The 23,748-nt window shown below is 70.7% G+C and carries 18 protein-coding genes; 5 read left to right on the top strand and 13 right to left on the bottom strand.

What is annotated here, in order from left to right:
* Window positions 1-206 precede the first annotated feature (206 nt).
* The 11 genes from ACFZAX_RS24630 to ACFZAX_RS24580 form a co-directional block, all read right to left on the bottom strand.
* Entirely contained in the window at window positions 207-545 is a 339-nt protein-coding gene (locus ACFZAX_RS24630; protein WP_266703120.1) for a metal-sulfur cluster assembly factor, read from the bottom strand.
* A complete protein-coding gene (gene sufU / locus ACFZAX_RS24625; RefSeq protein ID WP_390964210.1) occupies window positions 542-997 on the bottom strand; it encodes a Fe-S cluster assembly sulfur transfer protein SufU in 456 nt (151 codons plus the stop codon). Before sufU ends, ACFZAX_RS24630 begins: the two co-directional genes overlap by 4 nt.
* A 26-nt stretch (window positions 998-1,023) precedes the next feature.
* A complete protein-coding gene (locus ACFZAX_RS24620; RefSeq protein ID WP_390964208.1) occupies window positions 1,024-2,292 on the bottom strand; it encodes a SufS family cysteine desulfurase in 1,269 nt (422 codons plus the stop codon).
* Entirely contained in the window at window positions 2,289-3,053 is a 765-nt protein-coding gene (gene sufC, locus ACFZAX_RS24615; RefSeq protein ID WP_390964207.1) for a Fe-S cluster assembly ATPase SufC, read from the bottom strand. Before sufC ends, ACFZAX_RS24620 begins: the two co-directional genes overlap by 4 nt.
* Window positions 3,054-3,060: 7 nt before the next feature.
* On the bottom strand, window positions 3,061-3,378 hold the full coding sequence (locus ACFZAX_RS24610) for a bifunctional 3-phenylpropionate/cinnamic acid dioxygenase ferredoxin subunit (protein ID WP_327175110.1): 318 nt from the start codon (window positions 3,376-3,378) through the stop codon (window positions 3,061-3,063).
* Window positions 3,378-4,559, bottom strand: a complete 1,182-nt coding sequence (gene sufD / locus ACFZAX_RS24605) for a Fe-S cluster assembly protein SufD (RefSeq protein WP_390964205.1) — start codon at window positions 4,557-4,559, stop codon at window positions 3,378-3,380. The genes ACFZAX_RS24610 and sufD overlap by 1 nt, the downstream gene beginning before the upstream one ends.
* A 71-nt stretch (window positions 4,560-4,630) precedes the next feature.
* Window positions 4,631-6,052, bottom strand: a complete 1,422-nt coding sequence (sufB, locus tag ACFZAX_RS24600; protein WP_390964203.1) for a Fe-S cluster assembly protein SufB — start codon at window positions 6,050-6,052, stop codon at window positions 4,631-4,633.
* Complete coding sequence (locus tag ACFZAX_RS24595) at window positions 6,049-6,816, bottom strand: ArsR family transcriptional regulator (protein WP_390964201.1); 768 nt, start codon at window positions 6,814-6,816, stop codon at window positions 6,049-6,051. Before ACFZAX_RS24595 ends, sufB begins: the two co-directional genes overlap by 4 nt.
* Window positions 6,817-6,996: 180 nt before the next feature.
* Entirely contained in the window at window positions 6,997-10,572 is a 3,576-nt protein-coding gene (locus ACFZAX_RS24590) for a S8 family serine peptidase (RefSeq protein WP_390964199.1), read from the bottom strand.
* Window positions 10,573-10,653: 81 nt separating this feature from the next.
* Window positions 10,654-14,244, bottom strand: a complete 3,591-nt coding sequence (locus ACFZAX_RS24585) for a S8 family serine peptidase (protein ID WP_390964197.1) — start codon at window positions 14,242-14,244, stop codon at window positions 10,654-10,656.
* A 308-nt stretch (window positions 14,245-14,552) separates the two neighbouring features.
* Complete coding sequence (locus ACFZAX_RS24580; RefSeq protein ID WP_390964195.1) at window positions 14,553-15,419, bottom strand: LuxR family transcriptional regulator; 867 nt, start codon at window positions 15,417-15,419, stop codon at window positions 14,553-14,555.
* A gap of 397 nt (window positions 15,420-15,816) precedes the next feature.
* On the opposite strand from ACFZAX_RS24580, the gene ACFZAX_RS24575 reads away from it, so the two are divergent.
* From ACFZAX_RS24575 to ACFZAX_RS24565, 3 genes are all read left to right on the top strand, one after another.
* Complete coding sequence (locus tag ACFZAX_RS24575) at window positions 15,817-16,740, top strand: ATP-binding cassette domain-containing protein (protein ID WP_390964193.1); 924 nt, start codon at window positions 15,817-15,819, stop codon at window positions 16,738-16,740.
* The gene (locus ACFZAX_RS24570) at window positions 16,737-17,504 is read left to right on the top strand and encodes an ABC transporter permease (protein ID WP_390964191.1); all 768 of its coding nucleotides are present in this window, start codon (window positions 16,737-16,739) and stop codon (window positions 17,502-17,504) included. The genes ACFZAX_RS24575 and ACFZAX_RS24570 overlap by 4 nt, the downstream gene beginning before the upstream one ends.
* Window positions 17,505-17,592: 88 nt before the next feature.
* Window positions 17,593-18,600 carry a COX15/CtaA family protein gene (locus ACFZAX_RS24565; RefSeq protein ID WP_390964189.1) on the top strand — a complete coding sequence of 336 codons (1,008 nt, stop codon included), beginning with the start codon at window positions 17,593-17,595 and terminating at the stop codon, window positions 18,598-18,600.
* An 80-nt stretch (window positions 18,601-18,680) separates the two neighbouring features.
* Here ACFZAX_RS24565 and ACFZAX_RS24560 read toward each other — a convergent pair whose 3' ends face one another.
* Both ACFZAX_RS24560 and ACFZAX_RS24555 read right to left on the bottom strand, forming a co-directional pair.
* On the bottom strand, window positions 18,681-19,046 hold the full coding sequence (locus ACFZAX_RS24560) for a hypothetical protein (RefSeq protein WP_390964187.1): 366 nt from the start codon (window positions 19,044-19,046) through the stop codon (window positions 18,681-18,683).
* Between the two features lie 101 nt (window positions 19,047-19,147).
* Entirely contained in the window at window positions 19,148-20,101 is a 954-nt protein-coding gene (locus ACFZAX_RS24555; protein WP_390964185.1) for a heme o synthase, read from the bottom strand.
* Between the two features lie 403 nt (window positions 20,102-20,504).
* Between ACFZAX_RS24555 and tkt the strand changes: the two genes are divergently transcribed.
* On the top strand, window positions 20,505-22,592 hold the full coding sequence (gene tkt / locus ACFZAX_RS24550) for a transketolase (protein ID WP_390964183.1): 2,088 nt from the start codon (window positions 20,505-20,507) through the stop codon (window positions 22,590-22,592).
* 35 nt (window positions 22,593-22,627) lie between these two features.
* Window positions 22,628-23,746: a transaldolase gene (gene tal, locus ACFZAX_RS24545; RefSeq protein WP_390964181.1), complete on the top strand. Its 1,119-nt coding sequence runs from the start codon at window positions 22,628-22,630 to the stop codon at window positions 23,744-23,746.
* The last annotated feature ends 2 nt before the right edge of the window (window positions 23,747-23,748 follow it).

The raw sequence follows: 23,748 nt of genomic DNA, 5'->3' as shown, positions 1-23,748 counted from the left end.
TGCGGCGGCTGCCCGGCGGTGGCTGGGTGAAGGCTGGTGCGTCACTGCGTACCTCTCGTCGGCGGGGGTGTCGCGGAACAGGTTCCGGCTCCAGGGCCAACGAGGGACACACGTCATCGGTACGGCGGGCGAACAGTACGAGGACGGCCCCCCGGTCCACTCGTGGTGGGCCGGGGGGCCGTCCTCAGTACCGCACGGAACGATGCTCAGACGTTGAAGCCGAGCGCGCGGAGCTGCTCGCGGCCATCGTCCGTGATCTTGTCCGGGCCCCACGGCGGCATCCAGACCCAGTTGATCCGCAGTTCGCTGACGATGCCGTCGGTCGCGGACTTCGCCTGGTCCTCGATGACGTCGGTCAGCGGGCAGGCCGCGGACGTCAGCGTCATGTCGAGGGTGGCGATGTTGGCGTCGTCGATGTGGATGCCGTAGATCAGGCCCAGGTTGACGACGTCGATGCCCAGCTCGGGGTCGACGACGTCGTACAGCGCCTCGCGGACCTCCTCCTCGGAGGCCGGCTTCAGTGCCACAGTCTCGTTCTCGCTCATGAGGTCTCCCCTTCGGACAGCGCCTGCGCCGTCGCGTCCTTCCACGCCATCCAGCTCAGCAGCGCGCACTTGACGCGAGCCGGGTACTTGGAGACTCCGGCGAACGCGACCGCGTCCTCCAGTATCTCCTCCATCGCGTCGTCGGGCTCCAGCTGGCCCTTGGACTGCATCAGCTCCAGGAACGCGTCCTGGATCTTCCGCGCCTGGTCGAGCTCCTTGCCGACGAGCAGCTCGTTCAGCACCGAGGCGCTGGCCTGGCTGATCGAGCAGCCCTGCCCCTCGTAGCTGACGTCGGCGAGGGTGTCGCCCTCGTACCGCACGCGGAGCGTGATCTCGTCGCCGCACGTCGGATTGACGTGGTGCACCTCGGCGTCGCCGTCCCGCAGGCCGCGCCCGTGGGGGTGCTTGTAGTGATCCAGGATGACTTCCTGGTACATCGAATCCAGTTTCACCCGTCAGCCCTCAGCCACTGTGCCCATTAACCGAAAAAGTTCCGTACGTGCTCCAGACCGTCCACCAGGGCGTCGACCTCGGCGGGCGTGGAGTACAGATAGAACGACGCCCGCGTGGTCGCGGGAATTCCGTACCGCAGGCAGACCGGCCGCGCGCAGTGGTGGCCGACCCGGACCGCGATGCCCTGTTCGTCGAGGACCTGGCCCACGTCGTGCGGGTGGATGTCGCCGAGCGTGAAGGAGATCGTGGCGCCGCGGTTCTCGGCCGTGGTGGGGCCGATGATCCGCAGGTCCGGCACCTCCAGGAGCCGCGCCACCGCGTATTCGGTGATCGCCTGCTCGTGGCGGTGGATGTTCTCCATGCCGATGGAGGTGAGGTAGTCCACGGCCGCGCCGAGGCCGACGGCCTGCGCGATCGGGGGCGTACCCGCCTCGAACTTGTGCGGTGCGGGGGCGTATGTCGACGAGTGCATCGACACGGTCTCGATCATCTCGCCGCCACCGAGGAACGGCGGCAGGTCCTCCAGGAGCTCCTGCCGTCCCCACAGGACGCCGATGCCGGTCGGGCCGACCATCTTGTGGCCGGTGAAGGCCACGAAGTCGGCCTGCAGCGCCTGCACGTCGAGCACCATGTGCGGGGCGGCCTGCGAGGCGTCGATGCAGACGAGCGCGCCGACCTGCTGGGCGCGGCGGATGATCTGCTCGACCGGGTTGATCGTGCCCAGGATGTTCGAGACCAGGGTGAAGGAGACGATCTTCGTCTTCTCGGTGATGATCTCGTCGATGTTGGACAGGTCGAGCCGGCCGTCGTCCGTGATGCCGAACCACTTCAGCTTCGCGCCGGTGCGCTGCGAGAGCAGCTGCCACGGGACGATGTTGGAGTGGTGCTCCATCTCGGTGGTGACGATCTCGGTGTCGCGGTCGACCCGGTAGGGCTCGTCCGCCCAGCCGAGCATGTTCGCGACGAGGTTGAGCGACTCCGAGGCGTTCTTCGTGAAGATGACCTCGTCGCGGCTCGGCGCGTTGATGAAGGCGGCGACCTTGTCGCGGGCGCCTTCGTACAGCGCGGTGGCCTCCTCGGCGATCGTGTACACACCGCGGTGGACGTTGGCGTTGTGCCGCTCGTAGTACTCGCTGAGAGCGTCGAGCACCTGGCGCGGCTTCTGCGAGGTCGCCGCACTGTCCAGGTACACGATCTTCTTGCCGTCGTGGACCGTGCGGCCCAGGATGGGGAAGTCCTTGCGGATCGCCTCGGTGTCGAGGAGGCCGGTCAGCCCCTTGCGGGCGTCAGTCACGCGGAAGCGCCACCCTTCACGTACGCCTCGTAGCCCTCGTTCTCCAGCTTGTCGGCCAGCTCGGCGCCGCCGGACTCGGCGATGCGGCCGTTGGCGAAGACGTGCACGAAGTCGGGCTTGATGTAGCGGAGGATCCGGGTGTAGTGGGTGATCAGCAGGGTCCCGACCTCGCCCGTCTCGCGGACCCGGTTGACGCCCTCGGAGACGACGCGCAGGGCGTCGACGTCGAGGCCGGAGTCGGTCTCGTCGAGGATGGCGACCTTCGGCTTGAGAAGCTCCAGCTGGAGGATCTCGTGGCGCTTCTTCTCACCGCCGGAGAAGCCCTCGTTGACGTTGCGCTCGGCGAACGCCGGGTCCATCTGGAGCCCGGCCATCGTCTCCTTGACCTCCTTGACCCACGTACGGAGCTTGGGGGCCTCGCCGCGGACGGCGGTGGCGGAGGTGCGCAGGAAGTTGGAGACCGAGACGCCGGGGATCTCGACCGGGTACTGCATGGCGAGGAACAGGCCGGCGCGGGCGCGCTCGTCGACGGACATCGCGAGGACGTCCTCGCCGTCGAGGGTGACGGTGCCGCTCGTGATCGTGTACTTGGGGTGACCGGCGAGCGAGTACGCCAGGGTGGACTTGCCGGACCCGTTGGGGCCCATGATGGCGTGGGTCTCGCCCTGCTTCACGGTCAGGTCGACGCCCTTGAGGATCTCCTTCGTGGCGTTGTCGGCCTCGACGGTGACGTGCAGGTCGCGGATTTCAAGCGTTGCCATGGGTGACTCAGGACTCCTGGGTGACGGAGACGAGCACATCGTCCCCTTCGATCTTTACGGGGTAAACGGGGACGGGGCGCGTCGCGGGAAGGCCGGACGGCTTGCCGGTGCGCAGGTCGAAGGACGAGCCGTGCAGCCAGCACTCGATCATGCAGTCCTCCACCTCGCCCTCCGACAGCGACACATTGGCGTGCGAGCAGATGTCGTTGATGGCGAACACCTCGCCCTCGGTACGGACGACCGAGACGGCGGTGCCTTCGAGCTCCACCCGCTTGGGAGTGTCGTCCTCCAGCTCGCTCAGCGCGCACACCTTGACGAACGCCATCAGACGGACGCCTTCAGCTCTGCCTCGATCTTGTCGAGCAGGCGCGCCTCGACGTCCGGCAGGCCGATCTGCTGCACCAGTTCGGCGAAGAAGCCGCGCACGACGAGCCGGCGGGCCTCCTCGGCCGGGATGCCGCGGGACTGGAGGTAGAACAGCTGCTCGTCGTCGAAGCGGCCGGTCGCCGAGGCGTGGCCGGCGCCGACGATCTCGCCGGTCTCGATCTCCAGGTTCGGCACCGAGTCGACGCGGGCACCGTCGGTCAGAACCAGGTTGCGGTTCATCTCGTAGGTGTCGGTGCCTTCGGCCTTGGCCTGGATGAGGACGTCCCCGATCCAGACCGCGTGGGCCCCGTCGCCCTGGAGGGCGCCCTTGTACACCGCGTTGGACTTGCAGTGCGGGGTGTTGTGGTCGACCAGCAGGCGGTGCTCCTGGTGCTGGCCCTTGTCCGTGAAGTACAGGCCGAACAGCTCGGCCTCGCCGCCGGTGCCGGCGTACGCGATCCGGGGGTGCAGCCGGACCAGGTCGCCGCCGAAGGTGACGACGACGGACTTGAACGAGGCGTCGCGGCCGATCAGCGCGTTGTGCTGGCCGACGTGGACCGCGGTGTCGTCCCAGTCCTGGACGGACACGACGGTGAGCTTCGCGCCGTCGCCGAGGACGTAGTCGACGTTGGCGGCGAGCACCGCGTCGCCGGTGTGGTCGATGACCACGACCGCCTCGGCGAAGGCGCCGACCTCGACGAGCAGGTGGCCGTAGGAGGTACCGCCCTCGCCGTGCACCGCGATCCGGACCGGCTCGGTGAGCACGGCCTCCTTCGCGACCGTGACGACCGACGCCTGTGTGAACGCGGAGTACGCCTGGGCGGCGACCCGGTCCACCGGGACACCGGCCCGGCCGAGCCGGGCGTCGTCGCGGCCCACGGTCTCCACCGTGACGCCCTCGGGCGCCTCGACGGCGAGCTTCACGCCGCCGCCGTTCGCCACCGCGGTGCCGTCGTGAAGCCCGCGCAGGCGCTCCAGCGGCGTGAAACGCCACTCCTCCTCGCGGCCGTGGGGGACCGGGAAGTCCGCCACGTCGAAGGAGGGCGGGGCGCTCATGCGCGTGGCGACGGTCGACTCGGCGGCCACCGCGATGGAACCGGCGGTGGTGGAGCCCACCGGGGAATTCTGAGCCTCAGCCATGGCTGTCGTAGTGCTCGCTTTCTTAAGTCTGGACGTAGGGGGTTCGGACGGGCGTACGGCGGGTGGCCGTATCAGCCGACCGAGCCCTCCATCTGCAGCTCGATCAGCCGGTTCAGCTCCAGGGCGTACTCCATCGGGAGCTCCTTGGCGATCGGCTCGACGAACCCGCGCACGATCATCGCCATGGCTTCGAACTCGGTGAGTCCGCGGCTCATCAGGTAGAAGAGCTGGTCCTCGGAGACCTTGGAGACGGTCGCCTCGTGGCCCATCGACACGTCGTCCTCACGGACGTCGACGTACGGGTAGGTGTCCGAGCGCGAGATCGTGTCGACGAGCAGCGCGTCGCAGAGCACGTTGGACTTCGCACCCGGCGCACCCTCGCCGATCTCGATGAGGCCGCGGTAGGAGGTGCGGCCGCCGCCCCGCGCCACCGACTTGGAGACGATGTTGGACGAGGTGTTCGGGGCCATGTGGACCATCTTGGCGCCGGCGTCCTGGTGCTGGCCCTCGCCCGCGAAGGCGATGGAGAGCGTCTCGCCCTTGGCGTGCTCGCCCATGAGGTAGACGGCCGGGTACTTCATGGTGACCTTGGAACCGATGTTGCCGTCGACCCACTCCATGGTCGCGCCCTCGTACGCCACGGCGCGCTTGGTGACCAGGTTGTAGACGTTGTTCGACCAGTTCTGGATGGTCGTGTAGCGGCAGCGGCCGCCCTTCTTCACGATGATCTCGACCACGGCGCTGTGCAGCGAGTCCGAGGAGTAGACCGGCGCGGTGCAGCCCTCGACGTAGTGGACGTACGCGTCCTCGTCGACGATGATCAGCGTCCGCTCGAACTGGCCCATGTTCTCCGTGTTGATACGGAAGTAGGCCTGGAGCGGGATGTCGACGTGGACGCCCTTGGGCACGTAGATGAACGAGCCACCGGACCACACGGCCGTGTTCAGCGAGGCGAACTTGTTGTCGCCGACCGGGATGACGGTGCCGAAGTACTCCTTGAAGAGCTCCGGGTGCTGCTTCAGCGCGGTGTCGGTGTCGAGGAAGATGACGCCCTGCTCCTCCAGGTCCTCACGGATCTGGTGGTAGACGACCTCGGACTCGTACTGCGCGGCGACACCGGCGACGAGGCGCTGCTTCTCCGCCTCGGGGATGCCGAGCTTGTCGTACGTGTTCTTGATGTCCTCGGGCAGGTCCTCCCAGGACTCCGCCTGCTTCTCGGTGGACCGCACGAAGTACTTGATGTTGTCGAAGTCGATGCCCGACAGGTCCGAGCCCCAGTTCGGCATGGGCTTCTTGCCGAAGAGCTTGAGGCCCTTGAGGCGGAGCTTCAGCATCCACTCGGGCTCGTTCTTCTTGGCCGAGATGTCACGGACGACATCTTCCGAGAGGCCGCGCTTGGCCGCCGCGCCTGCCGCGTCGGAGTCGGCCCAGCCGAATTCGTACGTACCCAGGCCCTCGAGTTCGGGGTGGGCAGTCTCCGTAGGGAGCGTCATGCGGGGTTCCTCCCGGCAGTGCTTGCTGATACTGAGGTGGTGGTGGTCCGTGCGGGCGCGCCGGCGTCGGTGGTACCGCCGCCGGGACCGCCCTTGGGGACGTACGTCGTGCACACGCCGTCGCCGTGGGCGAGGGTGGCCAGACGCTGTACGTGGGTCCCGAGCAGCTCGGAGAAGAACTCCGTCTCCGCCTCGCACAGCTGCGGGAACTGCTCGGCGACGTGCGCGACCGGGCAGTGGTGCTGGCAGAGCTGCTCGGCCTGCTGGGGGCCCGGCGCGCTGCGCGCCGTAGCAGCGTACCCGTCCGCGGACAAAGCCCTGGCGAGGGCCGTTGTCCGGTCCTCGGGGGCCGCGGCTTCGACCGCCGCGCGGTACTTCTCCGCCTGGGCGGCCATCCGGGAGCGGGCGAACGCGACGACCGCCTCGTCGCCCGCGGTCTCGGCGATCCAGCGCAGCGCCTCGGCCGCGAGCTTGTCGTACGACTGGTCGAAGGCGTCCCGGCCGCTGTCCGTCAGGGCGAACACCTTGGCGGGCCGGCCGCGGGTCCGTGCGCCGTACACCCGCTGCTCGCGGGGTTCGACGACGCCGTCGCAGACGAGGGCGTCCAGGTGGCGCCGGACGGCGGCCTGGGTGAGTCCGAGTCGCTTCGCGAGGTCGGCGGCGGTGGACGGGCCGTGGTCCAGGACGGAGCGCGCGATCCGGTTGCGCGTCGGGCGCTCACCGGTCGCGAGTTCCTCCTGCGGAGCCTCGCCGACGTATTTCACAACGCCATTGTTGCGTAATTCGGAGCGGTATGACAACCACGGTCCGGAACGATCAACGTGGAATCCATCACTTAGGGTTACCTAATCAGGCCTCCCCGGAGCCGCGCGGGGACAGCCCCGGACACGCCGGGGGCCCGCCCGGCGAGAACGCCGGACAGGCCCTCGGAACCCGGGCGTGTATCAGGACATGTCGGGCCGCTGGGTCACCCGGATCGAGTTGATCAGGGTCTCGCCGGTGACCGCGGACAGTCCCACGTCCAGGCGCCCGTCGGTCACCTTCACCGTGAAGGTCTTGGCGAGGGCCGTGCGGACGCCGCCCGACTCCAGGCGGATGTCGATGTCGGACACCTTCTCCACCCCTTCCGCCGTCACGTCGAAGACCCGGCTCCCGGGCTTCACCGCGACGGGCTCGGCGAAGCCCAGCTCCACCTGGTAGACGCCGTTCGGAACGGCGTCGAAGCGGTAGTCGGTCACCCCCTGACGGCCGGAGCGCAGCAGCTGCTGCACCCGGGTGTCGGCGGCCCCCACGATGTCCTGCCGGGTGTACGTGAGGACCGTGGTCCGGTCGGTGTAGCCGTAGGAACCGTCCGCGTACGCGAGGTCCGGCGACCAGGTGTCGCCGAGCGCGTCCACCGAGGAGGTGTCGGCTCCGATGTCGATCCCCTTCCGGTAGGCGGGCACCACCACGGCGAGGGGCAGCGAGAGGGACGGCGCGCGGCCGCTCTCCGAGGTCACGACGAGGGTGCCGGTCAGCACCGTGCCGGGCGCGGCCCCCGAGGTGTCGAAGGTCAGCACGACGTTCGTCCGGCCTCCGGTGGCCAGGCTGCCCGACGCCGGGGACGCCTTCAGCCAGCTCGCGCCGCTCTTCTCGGTGACGGAGTACGCGGCCGGGGAGCCACTGTTGGCGAGGGTGAGGGTGCGCTCGCGCCGCTCACCGACCTGCATGATCAGCTTCCCGGGGGCGCCGGCGGCGACCGACACCGCGCCGGTGCGCAGCGCGGTCGCGGTGCCGACCGCGGACAGGCTCTCCAGGGTGACCGTGGTGTTCCCGGCCATGTAGTGGGGTGCCGTGACCGCGATCCGGTGGCTGACCGCGGTGGTCGCCGGGATCTGCGCCAGGTAGCCGCCGTCGGCGCGGGTGGCGAGGGAGGCGACCGTGGTCCCGCTCCGGGTGACCGTGACGGTGGCGCCGGGGACCGGCTTGCCGTCGTTGGCGTCGGTCACCGTGCCGGAGACGACGGCGTGTCCCTCGGGCCGGAACCGGATCGCCATGGAGTCGCGCAGCGACCTCTCGTCGAAGGAGTAGAGGAAGCCGTCGGTGCCGTCGTGGTTCTCGGCGCCGATCGTGGCCCCGGTCCCGTGCTCGAAGGCGCCCTCGCCGATGCCCTGGTAGTGGAAGGTGTACGTGCCGTCCTCGCTGATCGTGGCGGCGAATCCGATGCGCTGGGTGGTGTTCCTGGCCAGCAGCATGTCGCGCCACTCCACGACGTACTCGCGGTGCGGTGCGGTGCCCCGCACGGCCGTGTACACGCCGGAGGAGGAGTCCGTGGCGAGCTGGTCCCAGAACGGGGAGAGCGCGCCGTTGGCTCCCGTGGTGCTGGGCAGGCTGCCGTTGTCCCCCATGTACAGGGAGCCGAAGACCAGCTGCCCGTCGCGGGTCACCCAGCCCTTGTCGTAGACGTGCCCGTACAGGGCGACCGGGAAGGGAAGGGTGACGGCCGCGTAGGAGCCCGTCGGGGGGTTGAGGGCCAACGCGGTGTCGCCCGTCGGGTACGCCTCGCCGGTCTGCCGGCAGGTGGTGCCGAAGGCGTCGGTACGGGCGGCGAGCGCGATGTTCCTGGTGGTGGCGCCCTTGGCCACGGTGACGGTGATGCCGACGGCGGCCGCGCAGTGGTTGAGCGGCGTCACGCTGAACCGGTAGCTGCCGACGGGCACGGTGAGCGTGTACCTGCCGTCGGCACCGGTCTCGACGCGTACCGGGGTGCCCTGGACCTTGACCGTCACGTCGGCCTCGAGGCCGGACGCGCTGGTCACCGTGCCGCTCACGGTGCCGGTGGGGGCGGTGGTGAGCGCCGCGTCGTGGGTGACGGTCGCGTCCGCGGTGACGGTGACCGTCGCCGCGTCGGTGACGTAGCCGAACTTGCTCACGGTCACCCGGTAGTCACCGGCGACCAGGCGCGGGAGCGCGTAGGTGCCGTCCGCCTTCGTACGGACGCTCGCGTGCATCGGTCCGTCCACGTCGACGTGGACCTCGGCGGCGGGGTCGCCGTCCGTGGTGACGGTGCCGGTGAGGGCTCCGACGTCCGTGCGCGGGGCGGCGAGGACCGCGGCGTACGCGTCGAGCCGGCCCTCGCCGTAGATGTTGTTGAAGTCCGCGGTGCCGCCGCAGGAGGTGGCGTCCACGTCGATCGCGGAGTCGTTCAGGAGCGCCTCGGTCGCCGCGACGTCACCGCGGAGCGCGGGGGCGGCCGACCAGATCAGGGCCACCGTGGCGGCGGTGTGCGGCGAGGCCATCGAGGTTCCCGATGTGGCGACGTATCCGCCGCCGGGGGCCGCCGAGCGGACGTTCACTCCGGGCGCGGTGATGTTCGGTTTGACGGTGCCGCCGACGCCGGGGCCGCGCGAGGAGAAGTCGGCGATCTTGTTGCTGCTGTCGAAGGCGCCGGAGGAGTACGTGTTGGTGTAGGCGCCCGGGACGCCCGCGGTGTCGCAGGACGGGCCCGCGTTGCCGTTGGAGAACGCCGGGAAGATGCCCGCGTCGCGCCATGCCTGGACCATCGCCTGGTACCAGGTGTCGAGGCTGTCGGCGCCCCAGGAGTTGTTGATGACGTCGGGGGCGAGGTCCGGGCGGGGGTTCTCGCCGTCGGCGTCGGTCGGCGCGAGCATCCACTGGCCGGCCGCGAGCAGCGCGGACTGCGGGCAGTCCGTGGTCCCGCAGCCCTTGGCCGCGATCCAGCTCGCGCCGGGTGCGACACCGATCGCGTTGCCGTTGCCGTCGTCGCCGACCATGGTGCCCATGGTGTGGGTGCCGTGGCCCTGGTCGTCGCAGGGGGCGTCGCCGGCGCAACTGCCCACGGCGTCGAACCAGTTGTACGCGTGGTCGTACGAGCCGTCGGCGCGCAGTCCCCGGTAGGTGGCCGCGAGGGCCGGGTGGCGGTAGTCGACGCCGGTGTCGATGCTGCCGATGACGACGCCTTCGCCGCGTACGCCGAACTCGTTCCAGACCTCGGGCGCGTTGATCCGGTCGATGTTCCACTCGACGCCGTCGACCGTGGGCTCCGTCGTGGCGTCGAGGGGCACCGGGAGCTCGACCGCGTCGTCGGCACGGATCGCCGCGACCTCGGGGCGGGCGGCGATCTTCTCCGCCAGCGCCTTGTCGCCGGTGACCTCGACGGTGTTGGTGATCCAGTACGGGGTGTAGTGCGCGCCCGCCTCCTTCAGCAGCGCGCGCAGCGCCTTCTGGCTCTTGTCCGCGTGCGCGGTCTTCGCCTGGATGACGGCGCGGTCCCGGCCGGTCTTCGTGGTGGCCTTCCTCGCGGCCGAGGTGTCGGCCTCCGAGTCGAGCTGGACCCAGAACGAGGTCCGGTCGCGGGCGCCGAGGTCCTCCAGCACCTGGCTTTCCGCCTTACGGAGCAGCGGGGCCGGTGTCGGTGCGGGGTCGGCCGCGGCGGGCAGCGCGCCCAGGAAGGGCACTCCCACGGCGGTGGCCAGTGCGGCGGCGAACAGTCCTCGCCACCGGGGTCTGCGTCGGTTCACGTCGAGCTCCTCCTCCGGCCGGGCGGCGGCGGGTGCCGCCGCCGCCCGGATACACGCATGGGCAGGGTGGGTGACGGTGCGTCAGCCGACCGGGCCGAGGTCCGGCCGCTGGGTGATCCGTACGGCGTTGACGAGTGTCGGCGCGCCGGCGACGCGGACGAGGCGCAGGTTCAGCTGCCCGTCGGTGACCGTGACGGTCAGCGTCTTGGTGAGCGCGCGGTAACTGCCGCCGGTCTCCTGGACGATGTCGAGATCGGGCACCTGGAGGGCGCCCTCCGCCAGCACGTCCTCGACCCGTCCGCCCGCGCCGGTGGTACCGAGTTCGGCGAAGTCGAGGTCGATCCGGTAGACGCCGTCGGGCACGTTGTCGAAGCGGTATTCGAGAGCGCCTTCGCGAGCGGTGCGCAGCAGCTTCTGGTCGGCGGTGTCCTCGATGGCGTTGGTGGTGCTCACCTTGGCCGAGCTGCCGACGAAGCCGTACGAGCCCGCCGTGTACTTCTGGTCCGGCCCCCAGGTGTCGCCGTCGTGGTCGGTGAACGCCTTGCCCGCGCCCGCGTCGAGCGCCGCCTGGTAAGCGGGCACGATCAGGGTCACCGGCACCTTGGTCTCCGGTGTCCGGCCGCTGTCGGAGGCGATGACGACGGTGCCCTTGAGCACGGTGCCGGGTGCGAGACCGGTCGTGTCGAAGGTCAGCACGGCCTGCTGCTGCGCGCCCTTGGCGAGGCGGCCCGCGGCCGGGGCGGCGGCGAACCAGCGTGCGCCACCCGCCTCCTGGACCGTGTAGTCGGCTGCCGAACCGGAGTTGGCCAGGGTGAGGGTGCGCTGCCGGGCCTGGCCGACGGGCACGATCAGGGTCATCGCCGACTTCGGGGTGGCGGTGACCACGCCGGTGTTCAGCGCGGTGGCGGCGCGCTCGGCGGAGTGGGCGGCGAGCGGGACGGTGCGGGTGGCGGCCGTGTAGTGGGCGGCCGAGACCGTCACCACGTAGTCGGCCCTGCCGGTCGCCGGGACCTGCACGAGGTAGGCGCCGTCGCTCCCGGTGGTGCCGGTGGCGACCTGCTCGCCGCCGCGGGAGACGGTGACGGCGGCTCCGGAGAGGGCTTTGCCGTCGTTGGCGTCGGTCACCGTGCCGGAGAGCGCCGCGCTGTGCTCGGGCCGGAAGGTGATGCCGAGTCCGTCGGTGACGGCGTCCTGGTTGTACGCGTACTGCAGGGCGTCGGTGCCGTCCCCGTTCTCCGCGCCGATGGTGGCCCCGATTCCGCGGGCGTACGCGCCTCCGGCCGGGTTCTGGTAGTGGAAGGAGTACGTGCCGTCCTCGCCGATCACCACGGAGAAGCTCAGCTTCTGGGTGCGCGCGCTGGTCGTCACCATGTTCCGCCACTCGACGACGACCTCGCGGTGCGGGGCGGTGCCGCGGGTCGCCCAGTACAGGCCGCCGTCGGCGGTGGCGAGCTGCAGGTCGTCCCAGAAGGGGTAGAGCGATCCGTTGGGCAGGCCGGTGAAGGGCAGCGCCCGGTTCGCGGAGAGGTTGGCGGACTGTTCGAAGGAGAGGTACCCCTCGACGTTCGCGGAGGCGGCGCGGTACGTCTTGCCGTAGAGCGCCACGGGGAACGGGAACGTGATGCCTGCCCCGCCGTCGTAGTCGCCGCCCGTGGTCAGCTTGGTGGTGCCCGTCGGGAAGGCGGAGTCCTTCGTGGCCTGGCAGGTGGTGCCGAACTTGTCGCTGCGGCTGGGCAGCAGGAGGTCCTTGCTGTTGGCGCCGGCCGCGAGCTCGGTCGCGAACACGCCTGCGGTGGCACAGCGGGAGGTCGGGGTGGCCTTCAACTGGTATGTGCCCGCGGGGAGTTCGAGGGTGTAGCTGCCGTCGCCCCCGGTGGTGGCGGTGACGGGGGTCCCGGTCGCCTCGATCGTCGCCCCGGCCTCGACGCCGCCCTGGGTGCGCGCGATACCGGTCAGGGTGGCGCGCGGCGCGACGTCGAGCGACGCGTCCCGGGTCGTGGTGGCGCCCTCGGTGACGGTGGCGGTGGACGTGGCGGTCACGTACCCGAACTTGGAGACCTTGACGGCGTACTCGCCGGTCATCACCTTCGGCAGTGCGTACGTGCCGTCCTCACCGGTGGTGGCGGTGGCGTACATCGGGCCGTCGAGTTCGACGGTGGCGCCGGCGAGCGGTGTGCCGCCGGTGGTGACGGTGCCGGTGAGCGCGCCGAGGGGGCCGCGCGGTGTGGCGTCGACCGCGGCGTACGCGTCGAGCCGGCCCTCGCCGTAGACGTTGTTGTTGCCCGCGGTGCCTCCGCAGGTGGTGTCGTCGGCGTCGGTCGCGCTCTGGTCGAGGAGGCGTTCGGTGGCGGCGACGTCACCGCGGATCGCCGGGGACACCGACCACATCAGCGCGACGGTGGCCGCGGTGTGCGGCGAGGCCATCGAGGTACCGGACTCGACGGCGTAGCCGCCTCCGGGCGCCGCCGAGCGGACGTCCACACCGGGGGCCGAGATGTCCGGCTTGATCGCACCGTTCTCACCCGAGCCGCGCGAGGAGAACGCGGCGATCTTTCCGTCGCTGTCGACGGCTCCGGAGGCGTAGGTGTTGGTGTACGCACCGGGCGATCCGGCGGTCGCGCAGTTCGGGCCCGCGTTGCCGTTGGAGAACGCCGGGAAGATGCCCGCGTCGCGCCATGCCTGGACCATCGACTCGTACCAGGGGTCGATGACGTCGCCGCCCCACGAGTTGTTGATGATGTCGGGCGCGAGGTCCGGGCGCGGGTTCTGCCCGATCGCGTCGGTCGGCGCGAGCATCCACTGGCCGGCCGCGAGGAGTGCCTCCTGCGAGCAGCCCGACACCTCGCAGCCCTTGGCGGCGATCCACTCGGCGCCGGGGGCGACCCCGATCGCGTTGCCCTCGCCGTCGTCGCCGGCCATGGTGCCCATCGTGTGGGTGCCGTGCCCGTAGTCGTCGCAGGGGGCGTTCCCCGGGCACGTGGCCGTCGCGTCGAACCAGTTGTAGGTGTGGTCGTACGTGCCGTCGGCCTTCAGGCCCCGGTAGTTGCGCGTCAGCGTGGGGTGCAGGTAGTCGACACCGGTGTCGATGCTGCCGATGACGACGCCTTCCCCCCGCGTCCCCACGTCGTCCCACACCTTGGGCGCGTTGATCGCGGAGACGTTCCACTCGACGCCGTCGGCCCGGGGTTCGGCCGTGCCGGGCTCGGTGTCGGGCAGGTCGATCACCGTGTCGGCGTCGAGGGAGGCGACTTCGGGGCGGGCGGCGATCTTCTCCGCCAGCGCCTTGTCGCCGGTGACCTCGACGGTGTTGGTGATCCAGTAGGGGGTGTAGTGCGCGCCCGCCTCCTTCAGCAGCGCGCGCAGCGCCTTCTGGCTCTTGTCCGCGTGCGCGGTCTTCGCCGCGATGACCGCGCGGTCCTTGTCGGTCTTCTTCCTCGTCCTGCGGGCGGCCGAGGTGTCGGCCTCCGAGTCGAGCCGCACCCAGAAGGTCGTGGTGGCGTGCTCGTCGAGCTGCCGCACGACCTCGCTCTGCGCCTTGTCCTGAAGTTCGCCCGCCGCCGGCGGCGGTGTGGGCCCGGCGACGGCGGGGGCTGCTCCGAGCAGCGGCACCGCCATCACCGCGGTGAGCGCGACGGCGAACAGTCTTCGCCTGCGCGGGAAGTCGTACGTCACCTGCGGAACCTCCTTGGGACAGGACGGTCCTTCCGCCCTGCGGGTCTGTCGCCGACCGCCCCGCGACGGCGTCGGCCGGTGCCGGAACGATCCGCTTCCGGGCACGCCGAACTCCGCGTTGCCGATGGGAACTCAGAGATGAAGAGAGGGAGAAGAGGGGGGAGGGAAAGGAAGGTGCGGGGGGATGACCGGATCCTGACGCACGTCCGCTCACCGGGACAAGGAATGCCGGTGGCGAGTGTGCGACACCCGCAAAGCTGTCGTGGACCCGACAGGCATCAGTGCCGAATGCTTCAACCGGACGTGTTTCAGACCCAGTTGTTGCGCATCGCGTACCAGCCCAGTTGGAGCCGCGAGGTCACCGACGCGGCGTCCATGAGGGCGCGCAGCCGCCGCTGCACGGTGCGCGGCGACGTACCGACCTGCTTCGCCGTCGCCGCGTCCGTCAGGCCCGACAGCATCAGCTGCAGAATCCGCCGGTCCGCCGGGCTCAGGTCGCCGCCCTCGCGCAGATACGGACGGGAGTGCCGCCACGCCATCGCGAACAGCTCGACCGCCAGCACCACCAGGGGCGGCCGCAGCAGCAGCGAGAGGTCCGGGCCGACCTGGACCATCGCCGCCTCCCCGTCCGCCACGGCGAGCTTCATCAGCGGGCTGTCCACCACCCGTACCTGCTCCCCGGCGCGCACCCGTTCCTCCAGCGCGGGCAGCGCCTCGGGCTCGGCGAGGAAGTCGCGGTCGACCAGGATGCGGTAGCCGACCGCCGGACCGTCGTCGTGCCGCGCGGTCCCGTCCCCCTCCCACCGCCCTCCGGCGGACTTCAGGGTGTCCGGCACCGGTGTGACGGTGTTGAGGCCGGTCAGGAAGGCGTCGAAGGTCCTGCGCGCGCCCAGCTCCAGTTCCAGGACCCTGCGCCCCTGCGCCTGCCGCCCCTGGACGATCTCCACCCCCGCGGCCCGGGTGTCCGGTCCCCGGAGGCCGTCCAGCGACCTGACCGCGTCGGCCTCCGCGCGGCGCAGGTCGTCGCCCAGCCGCAGGAAGACGGCGCGCAACCGGTCGGCCGGGTCGCCGGCGGCCGGGCCCGGGGCGGCGGGGCCCCCGGTTCCGGCGCGGGAGCCAGGCGTGACGGGCTCCGCCTCCTCGGCGGGTGTCGGCTGATGTCCTGGAGCAGGCATGCGCGCCAGTCTCTCCCACGGCCGCGTCGGCCCGGTCCGGCCAGGACCGGCCCCGGGGGATGCCCCGGACCCGGCCCCGGCCGGTCCCCGCCCGCCTCCGGCGGGTCGCCGGACCCGCCCGGAGCCCGGTGGCGAGCGCACGCCATGACGCAATGCCGCCACTCCCGGGATGACCCGCCGGGCCGCCCGCCCGGCAGACGGCACTTCGACGGCACGCGCCGGGCCGTGTCCGACCATGCGTGTCGGATCAGTGGGCGGTGTCCGGTGAGGAGCATCGCAAGGCGGAGGACCGCCCGAGTACGGGATGTACTCGGGCGGTCCGACAACGCCGCGAGGTGCCGTGCCGGGCGCCGACCGCCCGACGGGAAGGATCAGGCACGCCCTAGACTTGCCCACCATGACAAGCGAGCCCGTCGTCCGGATCACCTCCCTGGTGAAGCGGTACGGAACCAAGACCGCGGTCGCCGGCCTCGACCTCGCGGCGGCCCCCGGCATCACGGCCGTCCTCGGCCCGAACGGCGCCGGCAAGACCACCACGATCGAGACCTGCGAGGGCTACCGCCGCCCCGACGAGGGCACCGTCCGCGTGCTGGGGCTCGACCCGATCGCCGACGCGGCACGGCTCCGCCCCCGGATCGGCGTGATGCTCCAGTCCGGCGGCGTGTACTCCGGCGCCCGCGCCGAGGAGATGCTCCGCCACATGGCGAAGCTGCACGCGCACCCGCTCGACGTCGACGGCTTGATCGAACGCCTCGGTCTCGGCAGCTGCGGCCGTACCACCTACCGGCGCCTCTCCGGCGGCCAGCAGCAGCGCCTCGCGCTCGCCATGGCCGTCGTCGGCCGCCCCGAGCTGGTCTTCCTGGACGAGCCCACCGCCGGGCTCGACCCGCAGGCCCGCCGCGCCACCTGGGACCTCGTGCGCGAGCTGCGCGCGGACGGCGTGTCGGCGGTGCTCACCACCCACTTCATGGACGAGGCCGAGGAGCTCGCCGACGACGTCGCCATCGTCGACGCCGGGCGTGTCGTCGCCCAGGGCAGCCCCGAGGAGCTGTGCCGGGGCGGCGCGGAGAACACCCTGCGCTTCTCCGGGCGCCCGGGGCTCGACCTCGGCTCGCTGATCAAGGCGCTGCCGGACGGCTCCGGCGCCGCCGAGCCGGTCCCCGGCTCGTACCGCATCTCCGGGACCATCGACCCGCAGCTGCTCGCCACCGTCACCTCCTGGTGCGCCCAGCACGGGGTCATGCCGGACGGCATCGCCGTCGAGCGGCACACCCTGGAGGACGTCTTCCTGGAACTCACCGGCAAGGAGCTGCGCGCATGAGCGCCGGTACGTACGCCCCCCGCCCGGGCGCCGCCCCGCTGTCCCGGATGATCGCCGCGCAGACCGCGCTGGAGACCCGGATGCTGCTGCGCAACGGTGAGCAGCTGCTGCTGACGGTGATCATCCCGGCGCTGCTGCTGGTGCTCTTCGGCTCGGTCGACATCGTGGACACCGGCGCCGGCGATCCCGTCGACTTCCTGGCGCCCGGCATCCTCGCGCTGGCGGTGATGTCCACCGCGTTCACCGGTCAGGCCATCGGCACCGGCTTCGAGCGCCGTTACGGTGTCCTGAAGCGGCTCGGCGCGTCGCCGCTGCCGCGGTGGGCGCTGATGACCTCCAAGACGCTGTCGGTCCTGGTGACCGAGGTGCTCCAGGTGGTCCTGCTGACCGTGATCGCCTTCGCGCTGGGCTGGTCGCCGCACGGCAACCCCCTCGCCGTGCTGCTTCTGCTGGTGCTGGGCACCGCCGCCTTCTCGGGCCTGGGCCTGCTGATGGCCGGGACGCTGAAGGCCGAGGCGACCCTCGCGGCGGCGAACCTGGTCTTCCTGCTGCTGCTGGTCGGCGGCGGGGTGATCGTGCCGATGGACAAGTTCCCGGACGCGGTGGCCACGGTGCTCGGCCTGCTGCCGATCGCGGCGCTCTCGGACGGCCTGCGGGACGTCCTCCAGCACGGTGCGGGCGTGCCCTGGGGCGACCTGGGCATCCTCGCCGTCTGGTCGGTGCTGGGGCTCGGCGCGGCGGCGCGGTTCTTCCGCTGGGAGTGACGGGGCCACGGCGCGGTGCCGGTGACTCCGGTCACGGTTCGGGGTGACTCGTCCCCCTCGTGAAAGCTTGCACAAGCTTCCGCCTACCATGGTGCGCGTGCCCAAGCTGACCCGAGCCGAAGTCGCTCAAGCCGCGCGGAACCCGCTCCAGTACATCGCCGAACGGTGGACTCCGGACCCCCGGACCGTCCGTCGTGCCGCCCTGTCCGCCGTCGTGATGGCGGTGATCATCGTCGCCACCGGTGGCGCGGTGCGGCTGACCGGTTCCGGTCTCGGCTGCCCCACGTGGCCCAAGTGCACCGAGGACAGCCTCACGACGACCAGCGCGATGGGCTTCCACGGCGTCATCGAATTCGGCAACCGGATGCTGACGTACGTGCTCTGCGCGGCCGTCGGCTGGGCGATCGTCGCCGCGCGGGCGCTCAAGCCCAGGCGCCGGAGCCTCACCCGGCTCGGCTGGGCCCAGTTCTGGGTGGTCATGGGCAACGCCGTGCTCGGCGGGTTCGTGGTGCTGGTGGGCCTCAACCCGTACAGCGTGGCCGCGCACTTCCTGCTCTCCGCCGCCCTGATCACCGTCGCCGTGGTGCTGCACCACCGGGTCGGCGAGGGAGACGGCGCGCCGAAGCCGCTGGTCGGCAAGGCGGTCTCGCAGCTGACCTGGATCCTCGTGGTGGCCGCGGGGCTGCTGGTCGCGGTCGGCACCGTGGTGACCGGCGCGGGCCGGCACGCGGGCGACTCCAGCGACGTGCACCGCATCCCGCTCGACTGGAAGCTGATCAGCCAGCTCCACGCGGACCTGGCCTGGGTCGTGGTGGCGCTGACGCTGGCGCTCTGGTTCGTGCTGAAGGCCGTGGACGCCCCGCCCGGACCGCGCCGCCGCGCCGCCGAGCTGTTCCTCGTGCTGATGGGCCAGGGCGTCATCGGGTACGTCCAGTACTTCCTGGACACCCCGGAGATCCTGGTGGGCCTGCACATGGTGGGCGCGTGCCTGGTGTGGATCGGGGTCCTGCGGGTCCTGCTCTCCCAGCGCGAGCGCCCGGTGGCCGTCACCGACGCCCCGCTCCCCCGGCCCGGCGAGGCCCTGACGACCGTCTGAAGCTCCCCGCGTACGTGCGCGAGCCCCCCGGCGCCCTGAGGTGCCGGGGGGCTCGTGTACGTACGGGGGCGAGGGACGAGTCAGTCGCGGTTGGCCGGGCCACCCACCTGGATGCCCGCCATCCGGGTCCATTCGTACCGGCCGGTGCGTACCTTCGCGGCGAACTCCCCGTCGAAGCTCTCGTGGAGGGTCAGGCCGGACTTCTCCGCGGCGCTCTCGGCCACCGCGTGCGAGGGGGCCACCAGATCGCCCCAGCCGCCGTCCTCGCCCACCAGGACGATCCGGGTGCCCGCCTGGCCGAGGTACGCCAGCTGCCCCTCGGCGCCGCCGTGCGCCTTGGCGAAGGCACCGATCTCCTTGGCCAGCCGGGCCGCCCTGCGCCCGTCGCGGGCCGCCCGCCTGCTGTCCACCCGCTGGGTCTCATCCGTCTGCGCCATGTCTGCCATGGAACAGGATGCTACCGACGGGTAGACCAACGGGCGACGGGCGGGTGACGTGGCCTGGACCACGTCACCCGCCCGTCGGCGAGAAGAGAACGTCGAGCGCGTCAGCGGAGGAAGGGGTCCACCGCGACGGCGACGAAGAGGAGCGAGACGTAGGTGATGGACCAGTGGAACAGGCGCATCTCCTTCAGCTTCGCACCGGCGATCCCGGCCTTGGCCCGGTTCTGCAGGCCGTGCGCCTCCCAGAGCCAGAAGCCGCCGGAGAGAAGCGCCACCACGGTGTAGAACCAGCCCGTGTAGCCGAGCGGGGTCAGCAGCAGCGAGACCGCGACCATCACCCAGCTGTAGATGACGATCTGGCGGGCGACGACCCGGTTCGAGGCGATGACCGGCAGCATCGGGACGCCGACGCGGGCGTAGTCGTCCTTCACCTTCATGGACAGCGGCCAGTAGTGCGGGGGCGTCCAGAAGAAGATGACCGCGAAGAGGATGACCGCGGCCCAGGAGACCGAGTCGGTCACCGAGGACCAGCCGATGAGGACCGGCATGCAGCCGGCGATCCCGCCCCAGACGATGTTCTGGGCGGTGCGCCGCTTCAGCAGCATCGTGTAGACGACGACGTAGAAGAGGAGCGCGCCGAGGCTGAGCGCCGCGGAGAGCCAGTTGACCAGCAGCCCGAACCAGACGGTCGAGACGACCCCGAGGGCGATCCCGAAGGCCAGGCACTCGCGCGGGCTCACCATTCCGGTGACCAGCGGGCGCTGGGACGTACGGTCCATCAACGCGTCGATGTCGCGGTCGATGTACATGTTGAGCGCATTCGCACCGCCCGCGGAGATGTATCCGCCGACGGTGGTAGCGAGAACGAGCCACAGGTCGGGCACACCCTGAGCGGCCAGGAACATCACCGGAACGGTGGTGATGAGCAACAGCTCGATGATCCGCGGCTTCGTCAGCGCCACGAATGCCTTGATGCGGGCCCCGAACGGGCGTTGGCCCACTGGGCTCGGAGTCAAGGCGACCCCTGCGGGTCGGGACTCGACGGCCGTCACGCACACCCCTGACAGAGAAATCCCAGCAAGCACCGGGCGTGAGGGCCCGGTAAAGACTTGCGCGAACCAGACCACTGTAGACGTTGGGGACAGGCCGCCCTTCGCGGGGGTGGACTCGTGTTGGGGTGGCACGTACGAGCGGCTGCGAAACCCGTCCGAGCGGCCCGCCGGACCGAGCTCGGACGAGAGGCCGACCGCTCGGTCGAGAAGCACAGAAGTACCTGGTCACGCTCATTGGAGAAGCCCAATGGTGAGCCGCCCCGCTCATACGAAAGGCGAACTCCGCCAATGCCGCGCACCCTGGAATCCAACCGGAAATCCCTTGTTGTCACGGGGGTAGGCTCAACAACGTCCGGTGCGGTCACCAGCCCCCGGTTTTCCGAACAGTGGAGAGGAGCCCTGACTCAGGGTGAGCACCAAGCCGACCACCACAGACCTTCAGTGGACCGAATTGGACCAGCGGGCCGTGGACACTGTCCGCGTTCTCGCAGCCGACGCCGTACAGAAGGTCGGAAACGGCCACCCGGGCACGGCGATGAGCCTCGCTCCGGCCGCGTACACCCTCTTCCAGAAGGTGATGCGGCACGACCCCGCGGACGCCGACTGGACGGGCCGCGACCGTTTCGTGCTGTCCGCGGGCCACTCCAGCCTGACCCTGTACATCCAGCTGTACCTGGCCGGTTACGGCCTGGAGCTGGACGACCTGAAGTCCTTCCGCACCTGGGGTTCGAAGACCCCGGGCCACCCGGAGTACGGCCACACCACGGGCGTCGAGACCACCACGGGCCCGCTGGGCCAGGGTGTCGCCAACGCCGTGGGCATGGCCATGGCCGCCCGCTACGAGCGCGGCCTGTTCGACCCCGACGCGGCGCCCGGCACCTCGCCGTTCGACCACAACATCTGGGTCATCGCCGGCGACGGCTGCCTCCAGGAGGGCATCTCCGCCGAGGCGTCCTCGATGGCCGGTCACCAGAAGCTCGGCAACCTGATCCTGCTCTGGGACGACAACCACATCTCGATCGAGGGCGACACGGAGACCGCGGTCTCCGAGGACACCCTGAAGCGGTACGAGGCGTACGGCTGGCACGTCCAGCGCGTGGAGCAGCTCCCCAGCGGCGACCTGGACCCGGCGGGTCTGTACGAGGCGCTGCAGGCGGCCAAGGCCGAGACCGGGCGTCCGTCGTTCATCGCGGCCCGCTCGATCATCGCCTGGCCGGCCCCGAACGCCCAGAACACCGAGGCCGCGCACGGCTCCGCGCTCGGCGACGACGAGATCGCCGCGACCAAGCGGGTCCTCGGCTTCGACCCGGAGAAGACCTTCGAGGTCTCCGACGAGGTGCTCGCGCACACCCGTGAGGCGCTGGACCGCGGCCGCGACGCCAAGGCCGAGTGGGAGAAGTCCTTCGCCGCCTGGCGCACCGCCAACCCGGAGCGCGCCGCCGAGTTCGACCGGATCGACGCGGGCGAGCTGCCCGAGGGCTGGGAGGAGAAGCTCCCCGTCTTCGAGGCCGGCACCTCCGTCGCCACCCGCGCCGCGTCCGGCAAGGTGCTCCAGGCCCTCGGTGAGGTCATCCCCGAGCTGTGGGGCGGCTCCGCCGACCTCGCCGGCTCGAACAACACCACGATCGACAAGTCGTCGTCGTTCCTCCCGGCCGGCAACCCGCTGCCCGAGGCGAACCCGTACGGCCGCACGATCCACTTCGGTATCCGCGAGCACTCCATGGCCGCGGAGATGAACGGCATCACGCTGCACGGCAACACCCGCGTGTACGGCGGCACCTTCCTGGTGTTCTCCGACTACATGCGCAACGCCGTCCGCCTGTCCGCGCTGATGCACCTGCCGGTGACGTACGTCTGGACGCACGACTCCATCGGTCTGGGCGAGGACGGCCCGACGCACCAGCCGGTCGAGCACGTCGCGTCGCTGCGCGCCATCCCGGGCCTGAACGTCGTGCGCCCGGCCGACGCCAACGAGACCGCCATCGCCTGGCGCGAGATCCAGCGCCGCTGGACCAAGGTCTTCGGCAAGGGTGCCCCGCACGGTCTGGCGCTCACCCGCCAGGGCGTGCCGACGTACGAAGCGAACGACGACGCCGCCAAGGGCGGGTACGTGCTGTTCGAGGCCGACGGCGGCGAGCCGCAGGTCGTCCTCATCGGCACCGGTTCCGAGGTCCACCTCGCCGTCGAGGCCCGCGAGCAGCTCCAGGCGGCCGGCGTGCCGACCCGGGTCGTCTCGATGCCGTGCGTCGAGTGGTTCGAGGAGCAGACCCCGGAGTACCGCGAGAGCGTCCTGCCGAAGGCCGTGAAGGCCCGGGTCGCCGTCGAGGCGGGCATCGGCCTGACCTGGTACCGGTACGTGGGCGACGCGGGCCGCATCGTGTCGCTGGAGCACTTCGGTGCCTCGGCCGACGCGAAGGTGCTGTTCCGCGAGTTCGGCTTCACCCCCGAGCACGTGGTCGCCGCCGCCCGGGAATCTCTCGACGCCGCCGCGCGCTGACGCGTACATACGATCTAGTAGGAGATGTAATTTTCATGACAGACGCACTCAAGCGCCTTTCCGACGAAGGCGTCGCGATCTGGCTCGACGACCTGTCGCGCAAGCGCATCACCTCCGGCAACCTCGCCGAGCTGATCGACCAGAGCCACGTCGTCGGTGTCACCACCAACCCGTCGATCTTCCAGAAGGCGATCTCCTCGGGCGACGGTTACGAGCAGCAGCTCGCGGACCTGGCGTCCCGCAAGGTGACCGTCGAGGAAGCCATCCGCATGATCACGACGGCCGACGTCCGCGACGCCGCCGACATCCTGCGCCCGGTCTTCGACGCCACCGACGGCCAAGACGGCCGGGTCTCGATCGAGGTGGACCCGCGTCTGGCGCACCACACCGCGCCGACCGTCGCCGAGGCCAAGCAGCTGGCCTGGCTGGTCGACCGGCCGAACACGCTCATCAAGATCCCGGCGACGAAGGCCGGCCTGCCGGCGATCACCGAGGTCATCGCGAAGGGCATCAGTGTCAACGTGACGCTGATCTTCTCGCTGGAGCGCTACCGCGAGGTCGTGGACGCGTACATCACCGGTCTGGAGCAGGCGAAGGCCGCGGGCCTGGACCTGTCGAAGATCCACTCGGTCGCGTCCTTCTTCGTGTCCCGCGTGGACACCGAGATCGACAAGCGTCTGGACGCCGTCGGCACCGACGAGGCGAAGTCCGCCAAGGGCAAGTCCGCCCTCGCCAACGCCCGTCTGGCGTACGAGGCGTACGAGGAGCTCTTCTCCTCCGACCGCTGGGCCGCCCTCGACAAGGCGCAGGCCAACAAGCAGCGTCCGCTGTGGGCCTCCACCGGTGTCAAGGACCCGTCGCTCAAGGACACCCTGTACGTCGACGACCTCGTCGCCCCGAACACGGTCAACACCATGCCGGAGGCGACCCTGGAGGCCGTGGCCGACCACGGCCGGATCACCGGCAACACCGTCGCCGGCGGTTACGACCAGGCGCGTGCCGACCTCGACGCGATCAAGAAGCTCGGAGTGAGCTACGACGAGGTCGTGGCTCTGCTCGAGGAAGAGGGCGTCGACAAGTTCGAGGCCGCCTGGAACGACCTGCTCAAGTCGACCGAGGCGGAGCTCGCGCGCCTCGCTCCTTCGGAGGGCTGACC

The sequence above is a fragment of the Streptomyces sp. NPDC008125 genome (genome assembly GCF_042957125.1).
Taxonomy (GTDB): domain Bacteria; phylum Actinomycetota; class Actinomycetes; order Streptomycetales; family Streptomycetaceae; genus Streptomyces.
Note: the sequence above shows the minus strand (reverse complement) of the source record. Positions and strands in the feature narration are given on the sequence as shown.